General features: G+C 68.2%; 17 protein-coding genes. 12 read left to right on the top strand and 5 right to left on the bottom strand.

Going from position 1 to position 16,650, the window contains the following annotated elements:
* The first annotated feature begins 131 nt into the window (after positions 1 to 131).
* Entirely contained in the window at positions 132 to 2,234 is a 2,103-nt protein-coding gene (locus ACWDXS_RS28525; RefSeq protein ID WP_449970274.1) for a bifunctional lysylphosphatidylglycerol flippase/synthetase MprF, read from the top strand.
* Between the two features lie 17 nt (positions 2,235 to 2,251).
* On the opposite strand, the gene ACWDXS_RS28520 is transcribed toward ACWDXS_RS28525, so the two are convergent.
* Positions 2,252 to 2,944 carry a pyridoxamine 5'-phosphate oxidase family protein gene (locus tag ACWDXS_RS28520; protein ID WP_387445782.1) on the bottom strand — a complete coding sequence of 231 codons (693 nt, stop codon included), beginning with the start codon at positions 2,942 to 2,944 and terminating at the stop codon, positions 2,252 to 2,254.
* Positions 2,945 to 3,023: 79 nt separating this feature from the next.
* Between ACWDXS_RS28520 and pdxR the strand changes: the two genes are divergently transcribed.
* From pdxR to ACWDXS_RS28505, 3 genes are read left to right on the top strand one after another with little or no spacing between them, the layout of a single operon-like run.
* Positions 3,024 to 4,418, top strand: coding sequence for a MocR-like pyridoxine biosynthesis transcription factor PdxR (gene pdxR, locus ACWDXS_RS28515; protein ID WP_449970270.1), 1,395 nt, complete (start codon positions 3,024 to 3,026; stop codon positions 4,416 to 4,418).
* A gap of 50 nt (positions 4,419 to 4,468) precedes the next feature.
* Positions 4,469 to 4,714 (top strand): DUF2630 family protein, encoded by a 246-nt coding sequence (locus ACWDXS_RS28510; RefSeq protein ID WP_101465668.1) that lies wholly within the window; start codon positions 4,469 to 4,471, stop codon positions 4,712 to 4,714.
* Positions 4,711 to 6,156 carry a dihydrolipoyl dehydrogenase family protein gene (locus ACWDXS_RS28505; protein WP_449970266.1) on the top strand — a complete coding sequence of 482 codons (1,446 nt, stop codon included), beginning with the start codon at positions 4,711 to 4,713 and terminating at the stop codon, positions 6,154 to 6,156. Before ACWDXS_RS28510 ends, ACWDXS_RS28505 begins: the two co-directional genes overlap by 4 nt.
* Here ACWDXS_RS28505 and ACWDXS_RS28500 read toward each other — a convergent pair.
* Entirely contained in the window at positions 6,149 to 7,018 is an 870-nt protein-coding gene (locus ACWDXS_RS28500; RefSeq protein WP_378993308.1) for an Fpg/Nei family DNA glycosylase, read from the bottom strand. The two genes, ACWDXS_RS28505 and ACWDXS_RS28500, sit on opposite strands and share 8 nt — an antisense overlap.
* 18 nt (positions 7,019 to 7,036) lie before the next feature.
* The gene (gene cobF / locus ACWDXS_RS28495) at positions 7,037 to 7,795 is read right to left on the bottom strand and encodes a precorrin-6A synthase (deacetylating) (RefSeq protein ID WP_378993309.1); all 759 of its coding nucleotides are present in this window, start codon (positions 7,793 to 7,795) and stop codon (positions 7,037 to 7,039) included.
* A gap of 58 nt (positions 7,796 to 7,853) precedes the next feature.
* Here cobF and ACWDXS_RS28490 point away from each other — a divergent pair, with 58 nt between their 5' ends.
* From ACWDXS_RS28490 to ACWDXS_RS28465, 6 genes are all read left to right on the top strand, one after another.
* The gene (locus ACWDXS_RS28490) at positions 7,854 to 8,657 is read left to right on the top strand and encodes a thymidylate synthase (protein ID WP_387445779.1); all 804 of its coding nucleotides are present in this window, start codon (positions 7,854 to 7,856) and stop codon (positions 8,655 to 8,657) included.
* Entirely contained in the window at positions 8,654 to 9,139 is a 486-nt protein-coding gene (locus tag ACWDXS_RS28485) for a dihydrofolate reductase (RefSeq protein WP_378993312.1), read from the top strand. The genes ACWDXS_RS28490 and ACWDXS_RS28485 overlap by 4 nt, the downstream gene beginning before the upstream one ends.
* A gap of 104 nt (positions 9,140 to 9,243) precedes the next feature.
* Entirely contained in the window at positions 9,244 to 9,570 is a 327-nt protein-coding gene (locus ACWDXS_RS28480) for a cupin domain-containing protein (RefSeq protein WP_101465662.1), read from the top strand.
* A 77-nt stretch (positions 9,571 to 9,647) separates the two neighbouring features.
* Positions 9,648 to 10,703, top strand: coding sequence for a Dyp-type peroxidase (locus ACWDXS_RS28475; RefSeq protein WP_379313120.1), 1,056 nt, complete (start codon positions 9,648 to 9,650; stop codon positions 10,701 to 10,703).
* Positions 10,704 to 11,501 carry a family 1 encapsulin nanocompartment shell protein gene (locus tag ACWDXS_RS28470; RefSeq protein WP_378993315.1) on the top strand — a complete coding sequence of 266 codons (798 nt, stop codon included), beginning with the start codon at positions 10,704 to 10,706 and terminating at the stop codon, positions 11,499 to 11,501.
* Between the two features lie 95 nt (positions 11,502 to 11,596).
* A complete protein-coding gene (locus ACWDXS_RS28465) occupies positions 11,597 to 12,124 on the top strand; it encodes a hypothetical protein (RefSeq protein WP_101465660.1) in 528 nt (175 codons plus the stop codon).
* Between the two features lie 6 nt (positions 12,125 to 12,130).
* On the opposite strand, the gene ACWDXS_RS28460 is transcribed toward ACWDXS_RS28465, so the two are convergent.
* Positions 12,131 to 13,129: a GlxA family transcriptional regulator gene (locus ACWDXS_RS28460; protein WP_449970259.1), complete on the bottom strand. Its 999-nt coding sequence runs from the start codon at positions 13,127 to 13,129 to the stop codon at positions 12,131 to 12,133.
* Positions 13,130 to 13,254: 125 nt separating this feature from the next.
* On the opposite strand from ACWDXS_RS28460, the gene ACWDXS_RS28455 reads away from it, so the two are divergent.
* On the top strand, positions 13,255 to 14,076 hold the full coding sequence (locus ACWDXS_RS28455) for an alpha/beta fold hydrolase (RefSeq protein WP_449970256.1): 822 nt from the start codon (positions 13,255 to 13,257) through the stop codon (positions 14,074 to 14,076).
* Between the two features lie 37 nt (positions 14,077 to 14,113).
* On the opposite strand, the gene ACWDXS_RS28450 is transcribed toward ACWDXS_RS28455, so the two are convergent.
* Positions 14,114 to 14,785 (bottom strand): TetR/AcrR family transcriptional regulator, encoded by a 672-nt coding sequence (locus tag ACWDXS_RS28450; protein ID WP_378993320.1) that lies wholly within the window; start codon positions 14,783 to 14,785, stop codon positions 14,114 to 14,116.
* Between the two features lie 217 nt (positions 14,786 to 15,002).
* On the opposite strand from ACWDXS_RS28450, the gene ACWDXS_RS28445 reads away from it, so the two are divergent.
* Entirely contained in the window at positions 15,003 to 16,538 is a 1,536-nt protein-coding gene (locus ACWDXS_RS28445; protein ID WP_449970252.1) for an amino acid permease, read from the top strand.
* Positions 16,539 to 16,650: the final 112 nt, after the last annotated feature.

Below are 16,650 nucleotides of genomic sequence, written 5' to 3'. Positions count from 1 at the left end.
TCTGACCTCCACAGATGCCACCTCGACTGCCCTGGCGCGCGCATCGCGGTCCTGGTACGACCGCGATGACATACGGTACACAGACGACCTCACCGCGCCGGTGCGGCGCACTCGCAGCAAAGGGTGGTTCTATGAACGACAACGCGGCTGCCCCCGAATCGGCGCCCTCGCGCGGCGTCACCATGGCGCACACTGTGATCCGCCGGATGCCGTTCACCCTCGGCTTCCTCGTCGTGGTCGCGATCCTCGGCATCGCCGGCGGTGGTCTGTGGCGCAGGCTCGACGAGCGATCCTGGTATCCCGATATCGCCTACGGCTGGCCGCCGCTCACCGAGGGCAAGTGGTGGACGCCGCTGTCCGGCTGGTTCTTCGGACTCACCCCCTTCCAATACTTCTGCATGGCAATCATTTTCGCGGCGGCGGTCGGTTGGACGGAGTGGCGGCTCGGCACCGTGCGCACCGCACTGGTCTGTCTGTCGGGCCAGCTGATCGGCATTCTCGGCGCGTCGGTGACGGTGGGGCTGCTGGCCCACACCCATCTCGGTTGGGCCGACCGGCTTTCCGAGGTCCGCGATGTCGGATTCACCACGGCCGCGTTCTCGGCGCTGGCCGCGGTCTCGGCAACGCTGCGGTCGCCGTGGCGCCTGCGGGTACGCGCTGTGCTGATGGCGCACGTGGCGCTCACGTTCCTGTTCGAGTCGACCTTCGCCGATCTCATGCATCTCATCGCGATCGCCGTCTGGCTGCCCGCGGGCGAAAAGCTGTTCAGCCGCACCGAACACGGCTTCTGGCCCCGCACCCGACGTGAGGTTCGCATGCTGGCCTTCATCGGCCTGCTGGTGATCGCGACGGCCTCGGTGGCGGTGTACTTCTTCCCCGGCAACAGCCTGCTCGGTCCCACCGAGAACGAACGCGGCTCGCTGTGGAGCACGATCCTGACCGTGGTGGTGATCACGGTGGTGGCCGAGCAACTGCGGAAAGGCAGGCACTGGGCGTGGTGGGGCACTCTCGCCTACGGCCTGCTGCACGTGGTGTTCACGCTGGTGCTGCTCGGCGTGGCCATCGGCACCGACTTCGAGACCGAAGGCGCGGTGACCTTCGGAACAGGTCTGCTGTGGGCGGTCGAGGTGGCGCTGCTCTACAGCGGCCGCGGCGCGTTCCGGGTGCCCGTGCGGCGCAAGATCACCGACGGCGCACTCACCGGCACCGATCCCGGACATGCGGTGCGCGCCTTGCTCGCCCGCTACGGCGGCAGCACCATGTCGTGGATGACGACCTGGCCGGAGAACAAATACTGGTTCGCCGCCGACGGTGAACGCTGCGTCGCCTACCAGCGTCACGCGGGCGCTGTCATCGTGCTCACCGATCCGATCGGCCCCGCGGATCTCCTCCCCGCCACCATCGCCGGGTTCACCGATCGCTGCGAAGCCGACGGACTCGTCCCGTGCCTGTTCTCCACCACCGAGGCGGTCGCCGAGATCGCGGGCGAACTCGGCTGGCGCAGTGTGCAGATCGCCGAGGACACCATCGTCGACCTGCCGCAGCTCGAGTTCAAGGGCAAGGCGTGGCAGGACATCCGCTCCGCGATCAACAAGGCGAACAAGGAGGGCATCGAGTTCCGGCTCGTCGAGCTGGCCGACGAACCGTTCGCGGTGATCGCCCAGGTGCGCGCCATCTCCGAGGAGTGGGTGGGCGAAAAGGGGCTGCCCGAAATGGGATTCACCCTCGGCGGCGTGGAGGAGGCACTCGACCCGGCCGTGCGGGTGGGGCTGGCCGTCGACGCCAAGGGCAGCGTGCACGGCGTCACCTCGTGGTTGCCCGTCTACGGCCCCGGCGACGAGATCCGCGGCTGGACCCTCGACGTGATGCGCAGGCGCCCCGGCGGTTTCCGGCCGGTGGTGGAATTTCTCATCGCCTCGTCCTGCCAGGTGTTCAAAGGGGAAGGCGCCGAGATCGTTTCGCTCTCGGGGGCACCGTTGGCGCGCAGTGCGAGGACCGACGGTGCCGAGCCCATCGACCGTCTGCTCGAAGGGCTCGGCGCCGCGATGGAGCCGTATTACGGCTTCCGGTCACTGCATACGTTCAAGGCCAAGTTCCAGCCCCGCCACGAGCCGGTGTACCTGTGCTACCGCGACGAGGCAGACCTGCCCCGCATCGGCATCGCTCTGACGAAGGCATACCTACCCGAGGTCTCGGCCAAGGATCTGATGACTCTCGGAGCGTCCGGCAAATAGACGCCGACGCGCGGATCTCAACGCGCGGGCACCGCGACCGGCGTAACCCGGGCGCTGACGTCAGCGGGCACGTCGATGCCGGGTTCGAGGTCGCCGGCCGGGATCGGCTCGCCCCACACCTGACGCAGCGGCAATACGCCCGCCCACACACCGCCGGTCGCGATGTCGCCCTCGTCGTCGTTCGGCCCGCCCGAGCGCACCTTCACCGAGGCCTCGGTGAGGTCGAGCGCGAGCACCATCGTCGCCGCCATTTCCTTGCGGTTGGGCGGGCGTACCCGATCCCAGGCGCCGGGCGCGGCGTGCTCGACGATCACCCGCAGCGCGTTGTCGCGCTCAGCCTCGTCGGTGACCAGCACCGCCCTGCCCCGGATCACCGCGGAGCGGTAGTTCATCGAGAAGTGCATGGCCGAGCGCGCGTACACCAGCCCGTCGACGTGGGTCACCGTCAGGGAGATGTCGGTGTCGATCGCGGCGCGCATATTGCCCGCGCCGGTGGATCCGTGCAGGTAGAGGGTGTCGCCGACGCGACCGTAGATGGTGGGCAGCGCCACGGGCGAGCCACCGAGCAGCACGCCGAGGTGGCAGACCAGGCCCGCGTCGAGCACCGCGTCCAGTGCCGCGCGGTCGGTGGTGCCGCGTTCCTTGGAGCGTGTCAGCGTGGTGCGCGGGGTCGGTGACAGGGGGTTGCGGTTGACGTCGTGCGTGCTCATAAGATGAGCTTCGCCGAAGAAGTGGACTACGCGTAGGTCCAATCCAACAGAATTTCAACAGGCCAATTCTAGGTGGACGATGCTCGACGACCTTCCGATCCCACTCGACCGCACCGCCCCCGAACCGCTGTCGGTGCAGGTGGCCGATGCCCTGCGCGCCGCGGCGACCGATCGGGTGCTGCGCATCGGCGACCGTCTACCGTCCTCGCGCGCCCTGGCCCAACGGCTCGGCGTGAGCCGGGCGGTGGTGGCGGGCGCCTATGACCAATTGCACGCGGAAGGCTGGCTCACCGGCAAACACGGCTCCGGCACCTACCTCAGCACCGCCCCCGCCACCGCGCCACCGTCCACCGGCGTGGGCCACGGTGCCGATCCCGACGCGAGCCTGCTCGATCTGGGTCCGGGCGCTCCGTGCGCCGAAGCGGTCGACTCCGCCGCCTGGCGCCGCGCGTGGCGGGCGGCCGGCGACCAAGCTCCCGAGGCCCGCAAGAACCGTGCGGGCGAACCGGACTTCCGGGCGGCGGTCGCCGATCACCTCCTGCGCCATCGAGGACTGGCGGCAGGCGCCGGATCGGTGGTGCTGGCCACCGCCGGTACCAGCGCGGCGGTGGGTGAGCTCGCCACCGCGCTGCTCCGCCCCGGCGACACCGTCGCCATCGAGGATCCCGGCTACCTACGCGCCGTCGGCGCGCTGCGAGCCGTGGGCATCGAGGTGCTGCCGGTGCCCGTCGACGCCGGGGGTTTGTGTGTGGATCGGATTCCGCCCGGGGTCCGCGCGGTGTATTGCACACCGGCACACCAGTTCCCGATCGGTGCGATGATGCCCGCGGCGCGCCGGGTCGAGCTCATCGAATTCGCGAGAAGAACGGGCGCTTTCATCATCGAAGACGACTACGACGGCGAATTGCGTTACGACACAGCACCATTACCACTGCTCGCGGCGATGGCACCGGATGTCGTCGTCCATCTCGGCACCACCAGCAAGATCATCGCCACCACCCTCGGCGTGGGCTGGCTCGTCGCCCGCCCCGACATCACCGACGCGGTGCTGGCCCATCGCGCGGAGATCGGCAGTTCCCCGAGCCCCGCCGGGCAACGGATCCTCAGCGAATTCGCCCGCCACGGCGACCTGTCCCGGCACCTGCGCCGGCTCCGCAGAGTCGTCCCGCCACGACGCGCCCTGGTCGTCGACGCGCTCACCCGCCGCGGGCTCCCCGTCATCGGCGACGACGCGGGCTCACACGTCGTCGTCGAACTCCCCGGTCCCGCCGCCGAGCGCCACGCCGTCGACGCCGCCCGCGCCCGCGGCGTCCTGCTCGACGGTCTGGCCCGCCACCACCTCGGCGTACCACACCGCTTCGGCGTCGCCATCGGCTATACCGCGCTGAACAGCACCGACCTCGCCCGCGCCATGCCCATCGCGGCCTGCTGCCTCGCCGAAGCAGCACGCCCCGCCGGACCCGCGCGGTCGTAGCATGGACCAGGAACCGGCACGACCCCTCCGACTATCGAAGTGGTGAGAGCATGACCGATCAGGACATTCTGGCGCGGATCAAACAGCTGGTCGACGACGAGCACTCGCTGCGAGCCAAGGCCACCGCGGGCGAGATCGACCCGGTAGCCGAACGCAAGCAGCTGGCCGAACTGGAAGTGATGCTCGATCAGGCCTGGGATCTGTTGCGGCAGCGGCGCGCACGCAGCGGCTCCGGCGAATCTCCCGAGGACACCGGGCTGCGTTCCCCCCGTGAGGTCGAGGGCTATCTGCAGTGACCGAGCTCGAGTACGACGTCATCGTCATCGGCGCGGGCCCGGCGGGTGAGAACGCCGCCGCCTACGCCATCGCGGGCAGCGACCGCACCGCCGCCCTGGTCGAGCGGGAACTGTTCGGCGGCGAATGCAGCTACTGGGCGTGCATTCCCAGCAAGGCACTGCTGCGCCCCGGCGCTGTACTCGACCTCGGCGAGGCGATGCCGGGGGTGAGCGCGAGCGGCCCGCAGGTGGCCGACGTCCTCGCCCGCCGCGACGCCTTCGTGCACGACCGCGACGACAGTTCCCAGGTCGAGTGGGCGAAATCGACCGGCATCGACACCGTCCGCGGGGCCGGCCGTCTGGTCGGCGAACGACTCGTCGAGGTAACCACCGACGACGGCGTGAAGCGCTTGCGGGCCCGGCACGCCGTCGTCCTGGCGACCGGCACCACCGCCACCATCCCCGACATTCAGGGCGTGCGCGAGGCGCTGCCGTGGACCTCCCGCGACGCCACCAACCTGACCGTCGTCCCGCGCCGGGTCGCCATCATCGGCGGCGGTGTCGTCGCCTGCGAAACGGCGACCTGGCTGGCCGAACTCGGCGCCGAGGAGGTGACCCTGCTGGTCCGGGGTGACCGCCTGCTGCCGCGCAGCGAATCGTTCGCGTCCGAGCTGGTGCTGCGGGGCTTGCGTGACACCGGAATCGTCGAGGTGCGGTTCCACACCGAGCCGTTACTGGTCTCGCGCCGCGATCCCGAGGACACCGGCGTCGGCCGCCTCCACGGCGGTCCGGTCACCCTGGTGCTCGGCGACGGCGAACTCGAGGTCGACGAACTCGTCGTCGCCACCGGCCGCAGCCCCGCCACCGCGAATCTCGGCCTCGACGCGGTGGGGCTGCCCGCCGGCTATGTCGAGGTCGACGATCAGCTGACCGCGCGTGCGGTGTCCGGCGACTGGCTCTACGCCGTCGGCGACGTGAATCATCGTGTGGCGCTGACACATATGGGCAAGTACCAGGCCAGGGTGTGCGGTGACGTGATCGCCGCCCGCGCGGAGGGCAAGCCACTCGACGGCTCGCGGTTCACCGCGAGCGCCGACCATCAGCAGGTGCCCCAAGTCGTGTACACCGCACCGGAACTCGCCTCCGTGGGCCTCACCGAACACGAGGCGCGCACCGCCGGACACGCGGTGGACACCGTCGAGCTCGACATCGCCGTCGCGGGTTCCGCGCTCTCGCGTGACGACTTCCACGGCCGCGCGAAACTCGTGATCGATACCGCCGCCGACCGTATTCTCGGTGCTACCTTCGTCGGCCCCGATATGGGCGAGCAGTTGCACGCGGCCACCATCGCGGTGGTGGGACGGGTGCCCATGGAGACGCTGTGGAACGCGGTGCCCGCCTTCCCCGCCGTCAGCGAATTCTGGCTCCGGCTGCTGGAAGCCTGGCGCGAGAAGACTATTTGAGCAGCCGCGACATCCGCCGGTCGGCGAGCACCTTGCCGCCGGTCTGGCAGGTGGCGCAGTACTGGAAGGACCGCTCCGCGTAGGACACCTCACGCACGGTGTCACCGCACACCGGGCACGCCTGGCCGGTTCTGGCGTGCACCCGCATGCCCGAACGCTTCTCGCCCTTCAAGCGGGCCGCGTCCTGTCCCACCGAACGATCGACCGCGTCGAGCAGCACCGTGCGCATCGCGGTGTACAAGTGCGAAACCTTCTCCGCGGACATCGTTCTGGTGTTCGCGAACGGGGAGATCTTCGCGGTGTGCAGAATCTCGTCGGAATAGGCATTGCCGATTCCGGCGATCAGAGTCTGATCCACGATCGCGGTCTTGATTCGCTGCGATGTACTTTTCAGCAGCGCGGCGAATTCGTCCTCGGTCAGTCCGAGCGCGTCGGGTCCGAGCCGCGCGATCCCCGGCACCAGCATCGGATCCTCGACGACATACACCGCCAGCCGTTTCTTCGTCCCCGCCTCGGTCAGGTCGATCGCGGGCGTGGCGCCCTCGGGCGTGAAGAAATGCACGCGCAGCGCCAGCGGGCTCTTACCGCCCGGCTTGGGTGGCAACGGATTCGGCTCATCGACCCAGCGCAACCATCCGCCGCGCGACAAATGGGTGATCAGCCACAGTCCGCCACAATCCATTCCGAGGAATTTCCCCCACCGTCCCGCACCGGTGACATCGCGGCCGGACAACGCGGTGACCGGCGGATCGAACGTCTTCACCGCACTCAACGCCGCCACGTCCACACGGCCGACCACAGCGCCGACGGCATGATCCCGAAGGAACTGCGCCAACGCCTCTATTTCCGGCAGTTCGGGCACGGTTGCCAGTTTAGCTATTCATCGTGCGTCGGCGCGGGATCCGTCGCGGAGCAGATAGACATCCATGATCCAGCCTTTTTCCGCGCGCAGTTCCGCGCGGCGGGCCACGATGCGGCTTTCGACTTCGCGCAGAGCGCCTTCGATCAGGATTTCGTCGGGCATGCCGAGGTAGGCGCCCCACCAGATATGGATGTCGTCGCCACGAACCTCGGTGAACGAGCATTCACCGTCCAGCATCACCACGGTCGATCCGGGTCCGAGCCCTTCTTCGCGCAGTCTGCGCCCCGTCGTGACATGGACGGGCTCACCGATCCGGTGCAGCACCATGCGGTGCCGGGCGGCCAGCGCGGCGATGCTGGTGACGCCGGGGATCACCTCGTAGTCGAAGTCGGCGCGCCCGCGCCCCAGCACGTGCTCGACCATGCGCAGGGTGCTGTCGTAGAGCGCCGGATCTCCCCACACGAGGATCGCGCCGATGCCGTCCACCTGGTCGAACGCGGCTTCGAGGAGCTCGGAGCGCCGTTCGTGCCAATCCACGACGACACCGGCGTAGTCGGCGGGAGTGCGCTCACGCGGCGGATCGGTGATCTCGATGATCCGATGCGGCGTGTCCACGTGTTCGGCCAGGATCGTGGTACGCACGTCGACCAGTTCCTGTTTCTCGGTGCCCTTGCCGATCACGAAGAAGGCCTCGGCCTTTCGCATGGCCTTGATCGCCTGCACCGTCACCTGGTCGGGGTCGCCGGCGCCGATGCCGATCACGTAGAGCTTGCGCATAGCCGAAGAGCTTGCCAGGTGCCGATCCGCCGAGCCGACCCCCGTAGAATCGCGAGACGTGGCCACCCCTGATACGCAGTACGAGGATCTGCTCCGGCACGTGCTGGAGCGAGGCACGCCAAAAGCCGATCGCACCGGCACCGGAACCCGCAGCATCTTCGGTCACCAGCTGCGCTACGACCTGGCCGAGTCCTTCCCGCTGATCACCACCAAGCGGGTCCACATGAAGTCCATCGCCTACGAGCTGCTGTGGTTCCTGCGCGGCGACTCCAATGTCTCCTGGCTGCGTGAGCACGGCGTGACCATCTGGGACGAATGGGCCGACGCCAAGGGTGAGCTCGGCCCCGTCTACGGCGTGCAGTGGCGCTCGTGGCCCACCCCCGACGGCACCCACATCGATCAGATCGCCCAGGTGCTGCACACCCTGCGCACCGACCCCGACTCGCGCCGGATGATCGTCTCGGCCTGGAACGTGGCCGACCTGGACAAGATGGCGCTGGCCCCCTGCCACGCCTTCTTCCAGTTCTATGTCGCCGACGGCAAACTGTCCTGCCAGCTGTACCAGCGCAGCGCCGACCTGTTCCTCGGTGTGCCGTTCAATATCGCCAGCTACGCCCTGCTCACGCTGATGGTCGCCCAGCAGACCGAGCTCGAGCCGGGCGAGTTCATCTGGACCGGCGGCGACGTGCACATCTACGACAATCACCTCGACCAGGTCCGCGAGCAGCTCACCCGCGAGCCCTACCCGTTCCCGGCGCTGCGCCTGCGCCCGGCGACGAGCCTGTTCGACTACGCCTACGAGGACATCGAGCTGTCCGACTACAAACATCACCCCGGCATCAAGGCGCCGGTGGCGGTGTGAAGCGGATCGGCCTGATCTGGGCGCAGGCGAACGACCGGGTGATCGGTGTCGACAACACCATTCCGTGGCGGGTGCCCGAGGATATGGCGAATTTCCGCGACACCACCATGGGGCACCCGGTGATCATGGGCAGACGGACGTGGGATTCGCTGCCCGCGAGCTTTCGTCCGCTGTCCGGCCGCCGCAACATCGTAGTCACTCGCCAGACTGATTGGGCGGCCGACGGTGCCGAACGCGCCGCATCCGTACCCGACGCGCTGACGATGACCGGCGAGTCCGACACCTGGGTGGCGGGCGGCGGCGAGATCTACCGCGCCGCGCTGGCCTCGGCGACGACGCTGCTGGTCACCGAGGTCGACACCACCGTGGCGGGCGATGCGTTCGCCCCGGTCATCGGCCCGGAATGGCATGCGGACGACACCCCGTGGCTGACCTCGAAAACCGGTCTGCGCTACCGCATTCGCCACTACACCCGCGGCTGACAACACGCAGCTAACGGTCGCGGCAAAACGCCCGAACGCGTGGGCACCGTCGGGCATACTCCTGGCAAGACCTGCCCGCGAGATGCCTGCGAAAGGCCCGATCCATGGACAAGAAATCGCTGACCGCCGTGGCCCGTCAACAGCTCAAGCTGGCGGCCACGTCGACGAGCGGCCGGAGTTCGCAAACCCTCATCGGCGGCCACACCCACGCGCTGCGCCAGACGGTCGTCGCACTCGCCGAGGGACAGAGCCTGGCCGAACACGACAATGCGGGCGATGCCACCATCCAGGTGCTCTCCGGCACGCTGGTGCTGATCGCGGGCACCGACGAGTGGAAGGGTTCGGCGGGCGATCTCATCGTGGTGCCGCGCGCCCGGCACAGCGTCAAAGCTGTCGACGACGTCACATTTTTGCTGACCGTCGCGAAATAGCAGGTCGATCGCCCGAATTGCTTGACACCGCGAGGTGTTGATCAAACCTGTCGGCACGGAGCCGTACTGTGGACGCCATGGGTGAGCCACAGCCGATCCTCGATCCACTCACGCCGTCCGCGATTTTCCTTGTCGCCACCATCGACTCCGGTGGCGAATCCGCGGTCCGCGACCTCTTGGCAGATCTCTCCGGATTGCGCCGTTCGATCGGTTTCCGGGTGCCCGGTGAAGGATTGACCTGCGTCACCTCGATCGGCTCCGCGGCCTGGGACCGGCTCTTCGTCGGCCCGAAACCCGCTGAGCTGCACGATTTCCCGGGTTACAACGGCCCGATCCACAGCGCACCGGCCACCCCTGGCGACCTGTTCTTCCATATCAAAGGCGAAACTCAGGGCCCGTGCTTCGAACTCGCCATGGTGATCGGCGCTCGCCTCAAAGGCGCGGCGACCATCGTCGACGAGACGATCGGCTTTCGCTATTTCGAGCAGCGCGACCTGCTCGGCTTCGTCGACGGTACCGAGAACCCGGAGGGCCCGAGCGCGGCCTCGGCGGCGCTGATCGGCGACGAGGACCCCGAGTTCACCGGCGGTAGCTACGTGGTCGTGCAGAAGTACACCCACCCGCTCGACCAGTGGAACGCACTGTCGATCGAGGAACAGGAGCGGGTGATCGGGCGGACCAAGCTCGCCGACTACGAACTGCCCGACGACGTGAAACCCGCCGACTCGCACGTCGCGGTGAACACCATCACCGAAGCCGACGGCACCGAACGCCAGATCGTGCGCGCCAATATGCCGTTCGGCACCATCGGCACCGGCGAGTTCGGCACCTACTACGTGGCCTACGCCGCCACCCCGAGCGTCACCGAACGCATGCTCGAACGGATGTTCCTCGGTACCGACGAGGCCGCCTACGACCGCATCCTCGACTTCTCTTTCGCCGTGACCGGCACGCTCTTCTTCACGCCCACCGTGGATTTCCTCGATGACCTGCCCGACGCACCCGACACGGCGGCCACCGAGATCGAGCCGGCGACACTGCCCGAAATCGTCCCCGTCGAACGTGCGAACGCGGCGGCAGCCGCTCGCTCGGACGGCTCCCTCGCAATCGGCACGATGAAAAGGAGTAATTGAATGAACAACCTGCATCGCGAACTCGCGCCGATCACCGGCGAAGCCTGGTCGCAGATCGAGGAGGAGGCGACCCGCACGTTCAAGCGCAATATCGCCGGTCGCCGGGTCGTCGACGTATCGGGACCGCACGGTTTCGACTTCTCGGCCCGCAACCTCGGCCGGATCACCTCGATCGCCTCGCCCGACGACGGCGTGCAGGCTCATCAGCGCCTGATCCAGCCGGTTATCGAGCTGCGGGTGCCGTTCACCCTGCAACGCTCCGAGCTCGACGACATCGAGCGCGGAGCGGGCGACGCCGACCTCGACAACCTCAAGGACGCCGCGCAGAAGATCGCCTTCGCCGAAGACCGTGCGATCTTCGAGAGCTACGCCGCCGCGGGCATCACCGGGATCCGCGATGCCGCCTCGAACTCCCCCGTCGCGCTGCCGAGCAACGTCGTCGACATTCCCGATGCCATCTCGCACGCCCTCACCGGCCTGCGCCTGGCCGGCGTGCAGGGCCCGTATTCGGTGGTGCTCAGCGCCGAGCTGTACACCCAGGTCAGCGAGACCTCCGATCACGGTCACCCGATCCGGACCCACATCGAGCGGCTGATCGATGGCGAGATCATCTGGGCGCCGGCGATCTCCGGCGGTTTCGCGCTCACCACCCGCGGCGGCGACTTCGAGCTCGCGCTGGGCCAGGACCTGTCGATCGGCTACCTCAGCCACGACGCCGAGACGGTGCAGCTGTACTTCCAGGAGACCTTCACCTTCCTCGTCGAGACCTCGGAGGCAGCGGTGTCGCTCGGCTCGTGAGTCCGCGGCGATGCGCACCGCTAGGGTGAGCCACGAATCGTGATTCGCCGATCGGCGCGAGCATCGGGCCCGGCGAGCTGGAGAGGGAGGTCCGCATGTCGGTCGTGCGTGCCGGTGTGGTGTCCACCAGGCGGAGTCTGTTCTATTGCTTGATCGCGGTCCTGGTCACCACGGGCGTCGTCGGGTTGTTCCTGGCGATGTTCGGGGTGAACCGGGTGATCACCGGCCTGCTGGTCGGGGCGGTGGGCGGGTTCGCGGTGGGTGTCGCACTGTTCGTCCGTGATGTCATCGAACTGCACGAGCACGCCATCTACGCGCGGACCCCGTTCCGCTCGTCGACCGTGCCGTGGGACCGTGTCGTCGCCGGCCGCTTCACCCTCGACGAGCACGCCCGCTGGGCACTGGCACTCGACCTGAACGGCGAGTCGGCCGACGAGCTCGTACTGCTGTCCATCCCCCCGGTGATCCGCCCCGTCACCGGCGCCTACGACATGCGCAAGCGCGAACAGGTGAGCGAGATCCGGGAAATGCTGCGCGCCAAACGAATCCCGATCACCGTGCTGCCCGAGATCGCGGGCGCGCTCAACCAGCACTGGCAGATCGCCCCGCCGACCGCCCGCTGAGACCCGCTACGCACTCGCCTCGGATTCGAACCTGCGCCGGTAGTCCGAGGGCGACACCCCGAGCCGCGTCACAAAGGCCCGGCGTAGCGCCTCGGCGCTGGCGAAACCCGCGCCGGAGGCGGCCCGGCTCACCGAACTGCCGGCTTCGAGCTCGGCCCGGGCGAGATCGAAGCGCACATTCGCCGCGTACTCGGCCGGGCTGAGCCCGGTCTCCTCGGTGAACAGGCGGGTGAGGTGGCGGACGCTCACATTGACGTATCGCGCCAGGTCCACCACGCTGTGCCGCGCGGCGGGGTCCCTGGCGATCAGGTCGGTGACCACGCGCACCGGACCGGGCGGCAGGGCGACGGCGCGCATGGGCGTCGAGAACTGGGTCTGCCCGCCGGAACGCTGCAGATAGACGAGAAGCCCCTGAGCGACCTGGCGAGCGATGTCGCTGCCCAGATCGTCCGCCACCAGCGCGAGCGCGAGGTCGATGCCCGCCGCGACGCCCGCCGAGGTCGCGATGTCGTTGTCCCGCACGAAGATCCGGTCCGCCTGCACGTCGATCCGGGGATACCGGCGGGCGAGCTCGGCGGCGAATTTCCAGTGCGTGGTCGCGCTTCGGCCGTCCAGCATCCCGAGTTCGGCCAGCACGAAGGCGCCACTGCAGATGGAAACGACCCGACGACTGCGCGCCGCGAGAACGCTAGCGGCCTCGACCAGATCGGGACGTACGAACTCGGCGGGGCGCACTTCGCTGCCGGGCACCACGAGCGTGTCGAGCGGGGGCGCGTCCGCCACGGAAGTCGTCACAGCAACTCCCTGGCCCACCGAGCTGTGCACCGGTGCGCCCGTGGGCGAGATCAGCACGATCTCGTAGGCATCGGCGAACTGATTCGCCTCGACGAATACCTCTGCGGGACCGACGTAGTCGAGCGCCTTCACCCCGTCGAACAGGAGAAACCCGATACGCCGTGTACCACTGGATGCACTGTGACGTAGGCGATTCCGGGGTGTGGACATGCCGATAAATCTAATACTCGGCCGGAATGGCGGGATCTTCGGCCGTTCCGGTGGGCGACAGCGCACCGGCGCTCGACAACTATGGGCAACCTATTCGTCCGCATCTCCGACAGGAGCACAGCACAATGCCCTACTTCACCACCACCGACGGCACCGAGATCTATTTCTCCGATTGGGGCACCGGACGACCTGTGGTGTTCAGCCACGGCTGGCCGCTGAGCTCCGACGCGTGGGCGCTGGAGCGCAAGACCTTCGCCGACGCGGGCTACCGCGTCATCGCGCACGACCGCCGCGGTCACGGCCGCTCCTCGCAGCCGTGGCAGGGCAACGACATGGACACCTACGCGCGCGATCTCGCCGAGCTGATCGAGTCGCTCGACCTGCGCGATGTCATCATGGTCGGGCACTCGACCGGAGGCGGCGAAGTAGTGCGTTACGCCGCCCAGCACGGTGTGGACCGGGTCGCCAAGGTCGTCACCATCGGCGCGGTCCCACCGATCATGGTCGCCACCGAGGCCTATCCCGACGGCCTGCCGATGGAGGTGTTCGACAATATCCGCGCCGGGGTGCTCAGCGACCGCTCCAGCTTCTATCAGGAGCTCGCCCCCTCGTTCTTCGGCTTCAACCGCGAGGGCGCCGTCGTCTCGAAGGGCGCGCAGGACGACTTCTGGCGCCAGGGCATGCTCGCGGGGATCCAGGCCGCCTACGAGTGTGTCGCCGCGTTCTCCGCGACCGACTTCACCGAGGATCTGAAGGCCCTGAAGGTGCCGGTCTTCATCGCGCACGGCGACGACGACCAGATCGTGCCGATCGCGAATGCGGCACTGAAGTCGATCGAGCTCGTCGAGAACGGGACATTGAAGGTGTACGCGGGCGCACCGCACGGCGTCTTCGGCGCCTATCAGCAGGAACTCATCCAGGACATCCTGGCGTTCATCCGAAGTTGAGGTATCGCGGCGCTCCTCGCCCACCGGGTACGGACTCTCAGGCGGGAGCGATCTCGCCCAGCCGTGCGAGGAGCGCCGCGGCCGATGCCCGCACCGTACCCGTGTCGCCCGGGTAGCCGACGATGCGCAGCACGGCGTCCGGGATGACGCGCTCGGTGTCCACGCCCGCCGCCCCCTCGTCGTACCTGATCGCGATCACCGTCTCCACCAGCCGGAACGGAAGGATCCGCGCGTCGTCGGATTCCCCCGCGGCCGTCGAGGCCGCGGCGGCCAGACGCTCGTAGTGTCCGCGCAGTTCGTCACGTCGTCGCCGGAACGCGACGAAGCGTTCCGTGCGCAACTCCGGCAGCAGGTACAGCGCGCCCAGATTCCACCGCGCCGTCCGCAGTTGGCGCACGTCGAACAGGGCAAGCGCGTAGAGCTGGGTCGCCACGTCATCCGGTTCGGTCATCATCCGCTGCGCCAGTTCGACCGGTCCCGCCACTGTTTCGGCCAGTAGTGCGTCGAGGATGTCGTCCTTGGCGGCGAAGTGGTGATACAGCGATGCCTGTCGGATGCCGACCGCGTCGGCGACTGCCCGCGTCGAGGTGTTGGCGTACCCCTTGGTGGTGAAGAGCTCCGCCGCCGCGTCGAGGATCTCCGCGCGCGGCGTAGTTCCCTGCCTGCGCCGCTGTTCCAGCCGGGGACGCCCGGGACCGAGATTCGCCACACCGAAGATTCTGTCATCGGGCCACGACCTGCACCGCAGCGGGCAGCTCACCGGCGGGAATGCCCAGCGGTCGAATTTCTGTCATTTGACAGAAACTCACGCAACGCAGAAGTTACCGCGGGGCGTCCAGTCGATACACGCACGACACCGTTCGAGCGATCGCGCGCGCAAAACTATCGACTGATAGATATTGGCCGAACCGCTGAAGGACTCCGACATGGCCACGACATTCGAATCCCCCGCCGCCCCACCCGAACTCGGCCGCGACAGCGCCGATCTGGCAGCCTTCGGCTACACGCCGGTCCTGCACCGCAAACTGGGGCGCTACGCGTCCTTCGCGGCAGGTTTCTCGTTCGTCTCCATCCTCACCACCATCTTCCAGTTCTTCGGCTTCGGCTATTCGTTCGGCGGCGCCGCCTTCTTCTGGACGTGGCCGCTGGTGTTCGCGGGCCAGTTCCTGGTCGCGCTGAACTTCGCCGAGCTCGCCGCCCGCTACCCGATCTCCGGCTGTATCTATCAGTGGTCGCGGCGGCTGGCGGGTGGGCTGATCGGCTGGTTCGCCGGCTGGATGATGGTGATCGCGCAGGTCGTGACCGCCTCCGCGGCCGCCATCGCGCTCCAGGTGGTGCTGCCCTCGATCTGGAGCGGATTCCAGCTCATCGGCACCGACACCGCGCTCACCTCCCGCGACGGCGCGATGAACGCGGTGCTGCTCGGCAGCGTGTTGCTCGTCGTCACCACCACCATCAATGTGATCGGCATCGACCTGATGTCGAAGATCAATTCGATCGGTGTCACCGTCGAGATCGTCGGTGTGCTGGCGATCATCGCGCTGTTCTTCGCCAACACCGAGCGCGGCCCCGATGTGGTGTTCCAGACCGACCAGGCCTCCCCCGGCCCGTATTGGGCGGCATTCCTGGTCTCGGGCCTGATGGCCGCGTACGTGATGGTCGGATTCGATTCCGCCGGTGAGCTTTCCGAGGAGACCAAGAACCCGCGCAAGGTCGCTCCCCGCACCATCCTGCTCGCGCTGGCGGTCTCGGCGCTGGGCGGTGGCCTCATGCTGCTCGGCGCGCTGATGGCGGCTCCGAGCCTGTCCGACGGCGAATTGTCTACCGGTGGACTGGCTTACGTCATCACCTCGAAGCTCAACAGCCCCGCCGGTTCGGTGCTGCTCGGCTGTGTCGCGGTCGCGGTGATCGTGTGCACCCTCGCCATCCAGACCGCCGGCTCACGCCTGATGTTCTCGATGGCCCGCGACGGCAAACTCCCCTTCGCGAAGGCCCTCTCCACCGTGCACCCCCGCTTCGGCACCCCCGTGTGGCCCGCCGTCGCGATCGGCGCCCTCGGCATCGGCCTGCTGGTCCTGAACCTCGGCAACCCCGCCATCTTCGCCACCCTCGCCAGCGTCTGCATCGTCAGCCTGTACCTGGCCTACCTCCTGGTCACCGTGCCACTGCTGCTGCGCCGCGTCCAGGGCCTGCCCGCCCCCGACGACAAGACCCTGTTCCACCTGGGCCGCCTCGGCATCCCCATCAACGCCCTCGCCGTCGTCTGGGGCATCGCCATGGTCATCAACCTGGCCTGGCCCCGCCCCGAGGTCTACACCCCAGCCGGCGGCAGCTGGTGGCAACTCTGGGCAGGCCCCTTGTCGGTAGCCGTAATCCTCACCACCGGCGCCATCGTCTACCGCTCGGTAGTAGCAGCCAAAACCCCCACTCCCCGCATCGAAACCGCCCCCGCCACAACCTGATCCGCCACACCCAGCCCGTCCCCGTCTTCAACAACCCACCCAACCCAGCCACCGCACTCCCGACCCCTAGGGAGGGACGGCCACGAAGTGGCCGGTCCGCGGCCGGGCCGCC

The organism is Nocardia sp. NPDC003183, assembly GCF_053590715.1.
Note: the sequence above shows the minus strand (reverse complement) of the source record. Positions and strands in the feature narration are given on the sequence as shown.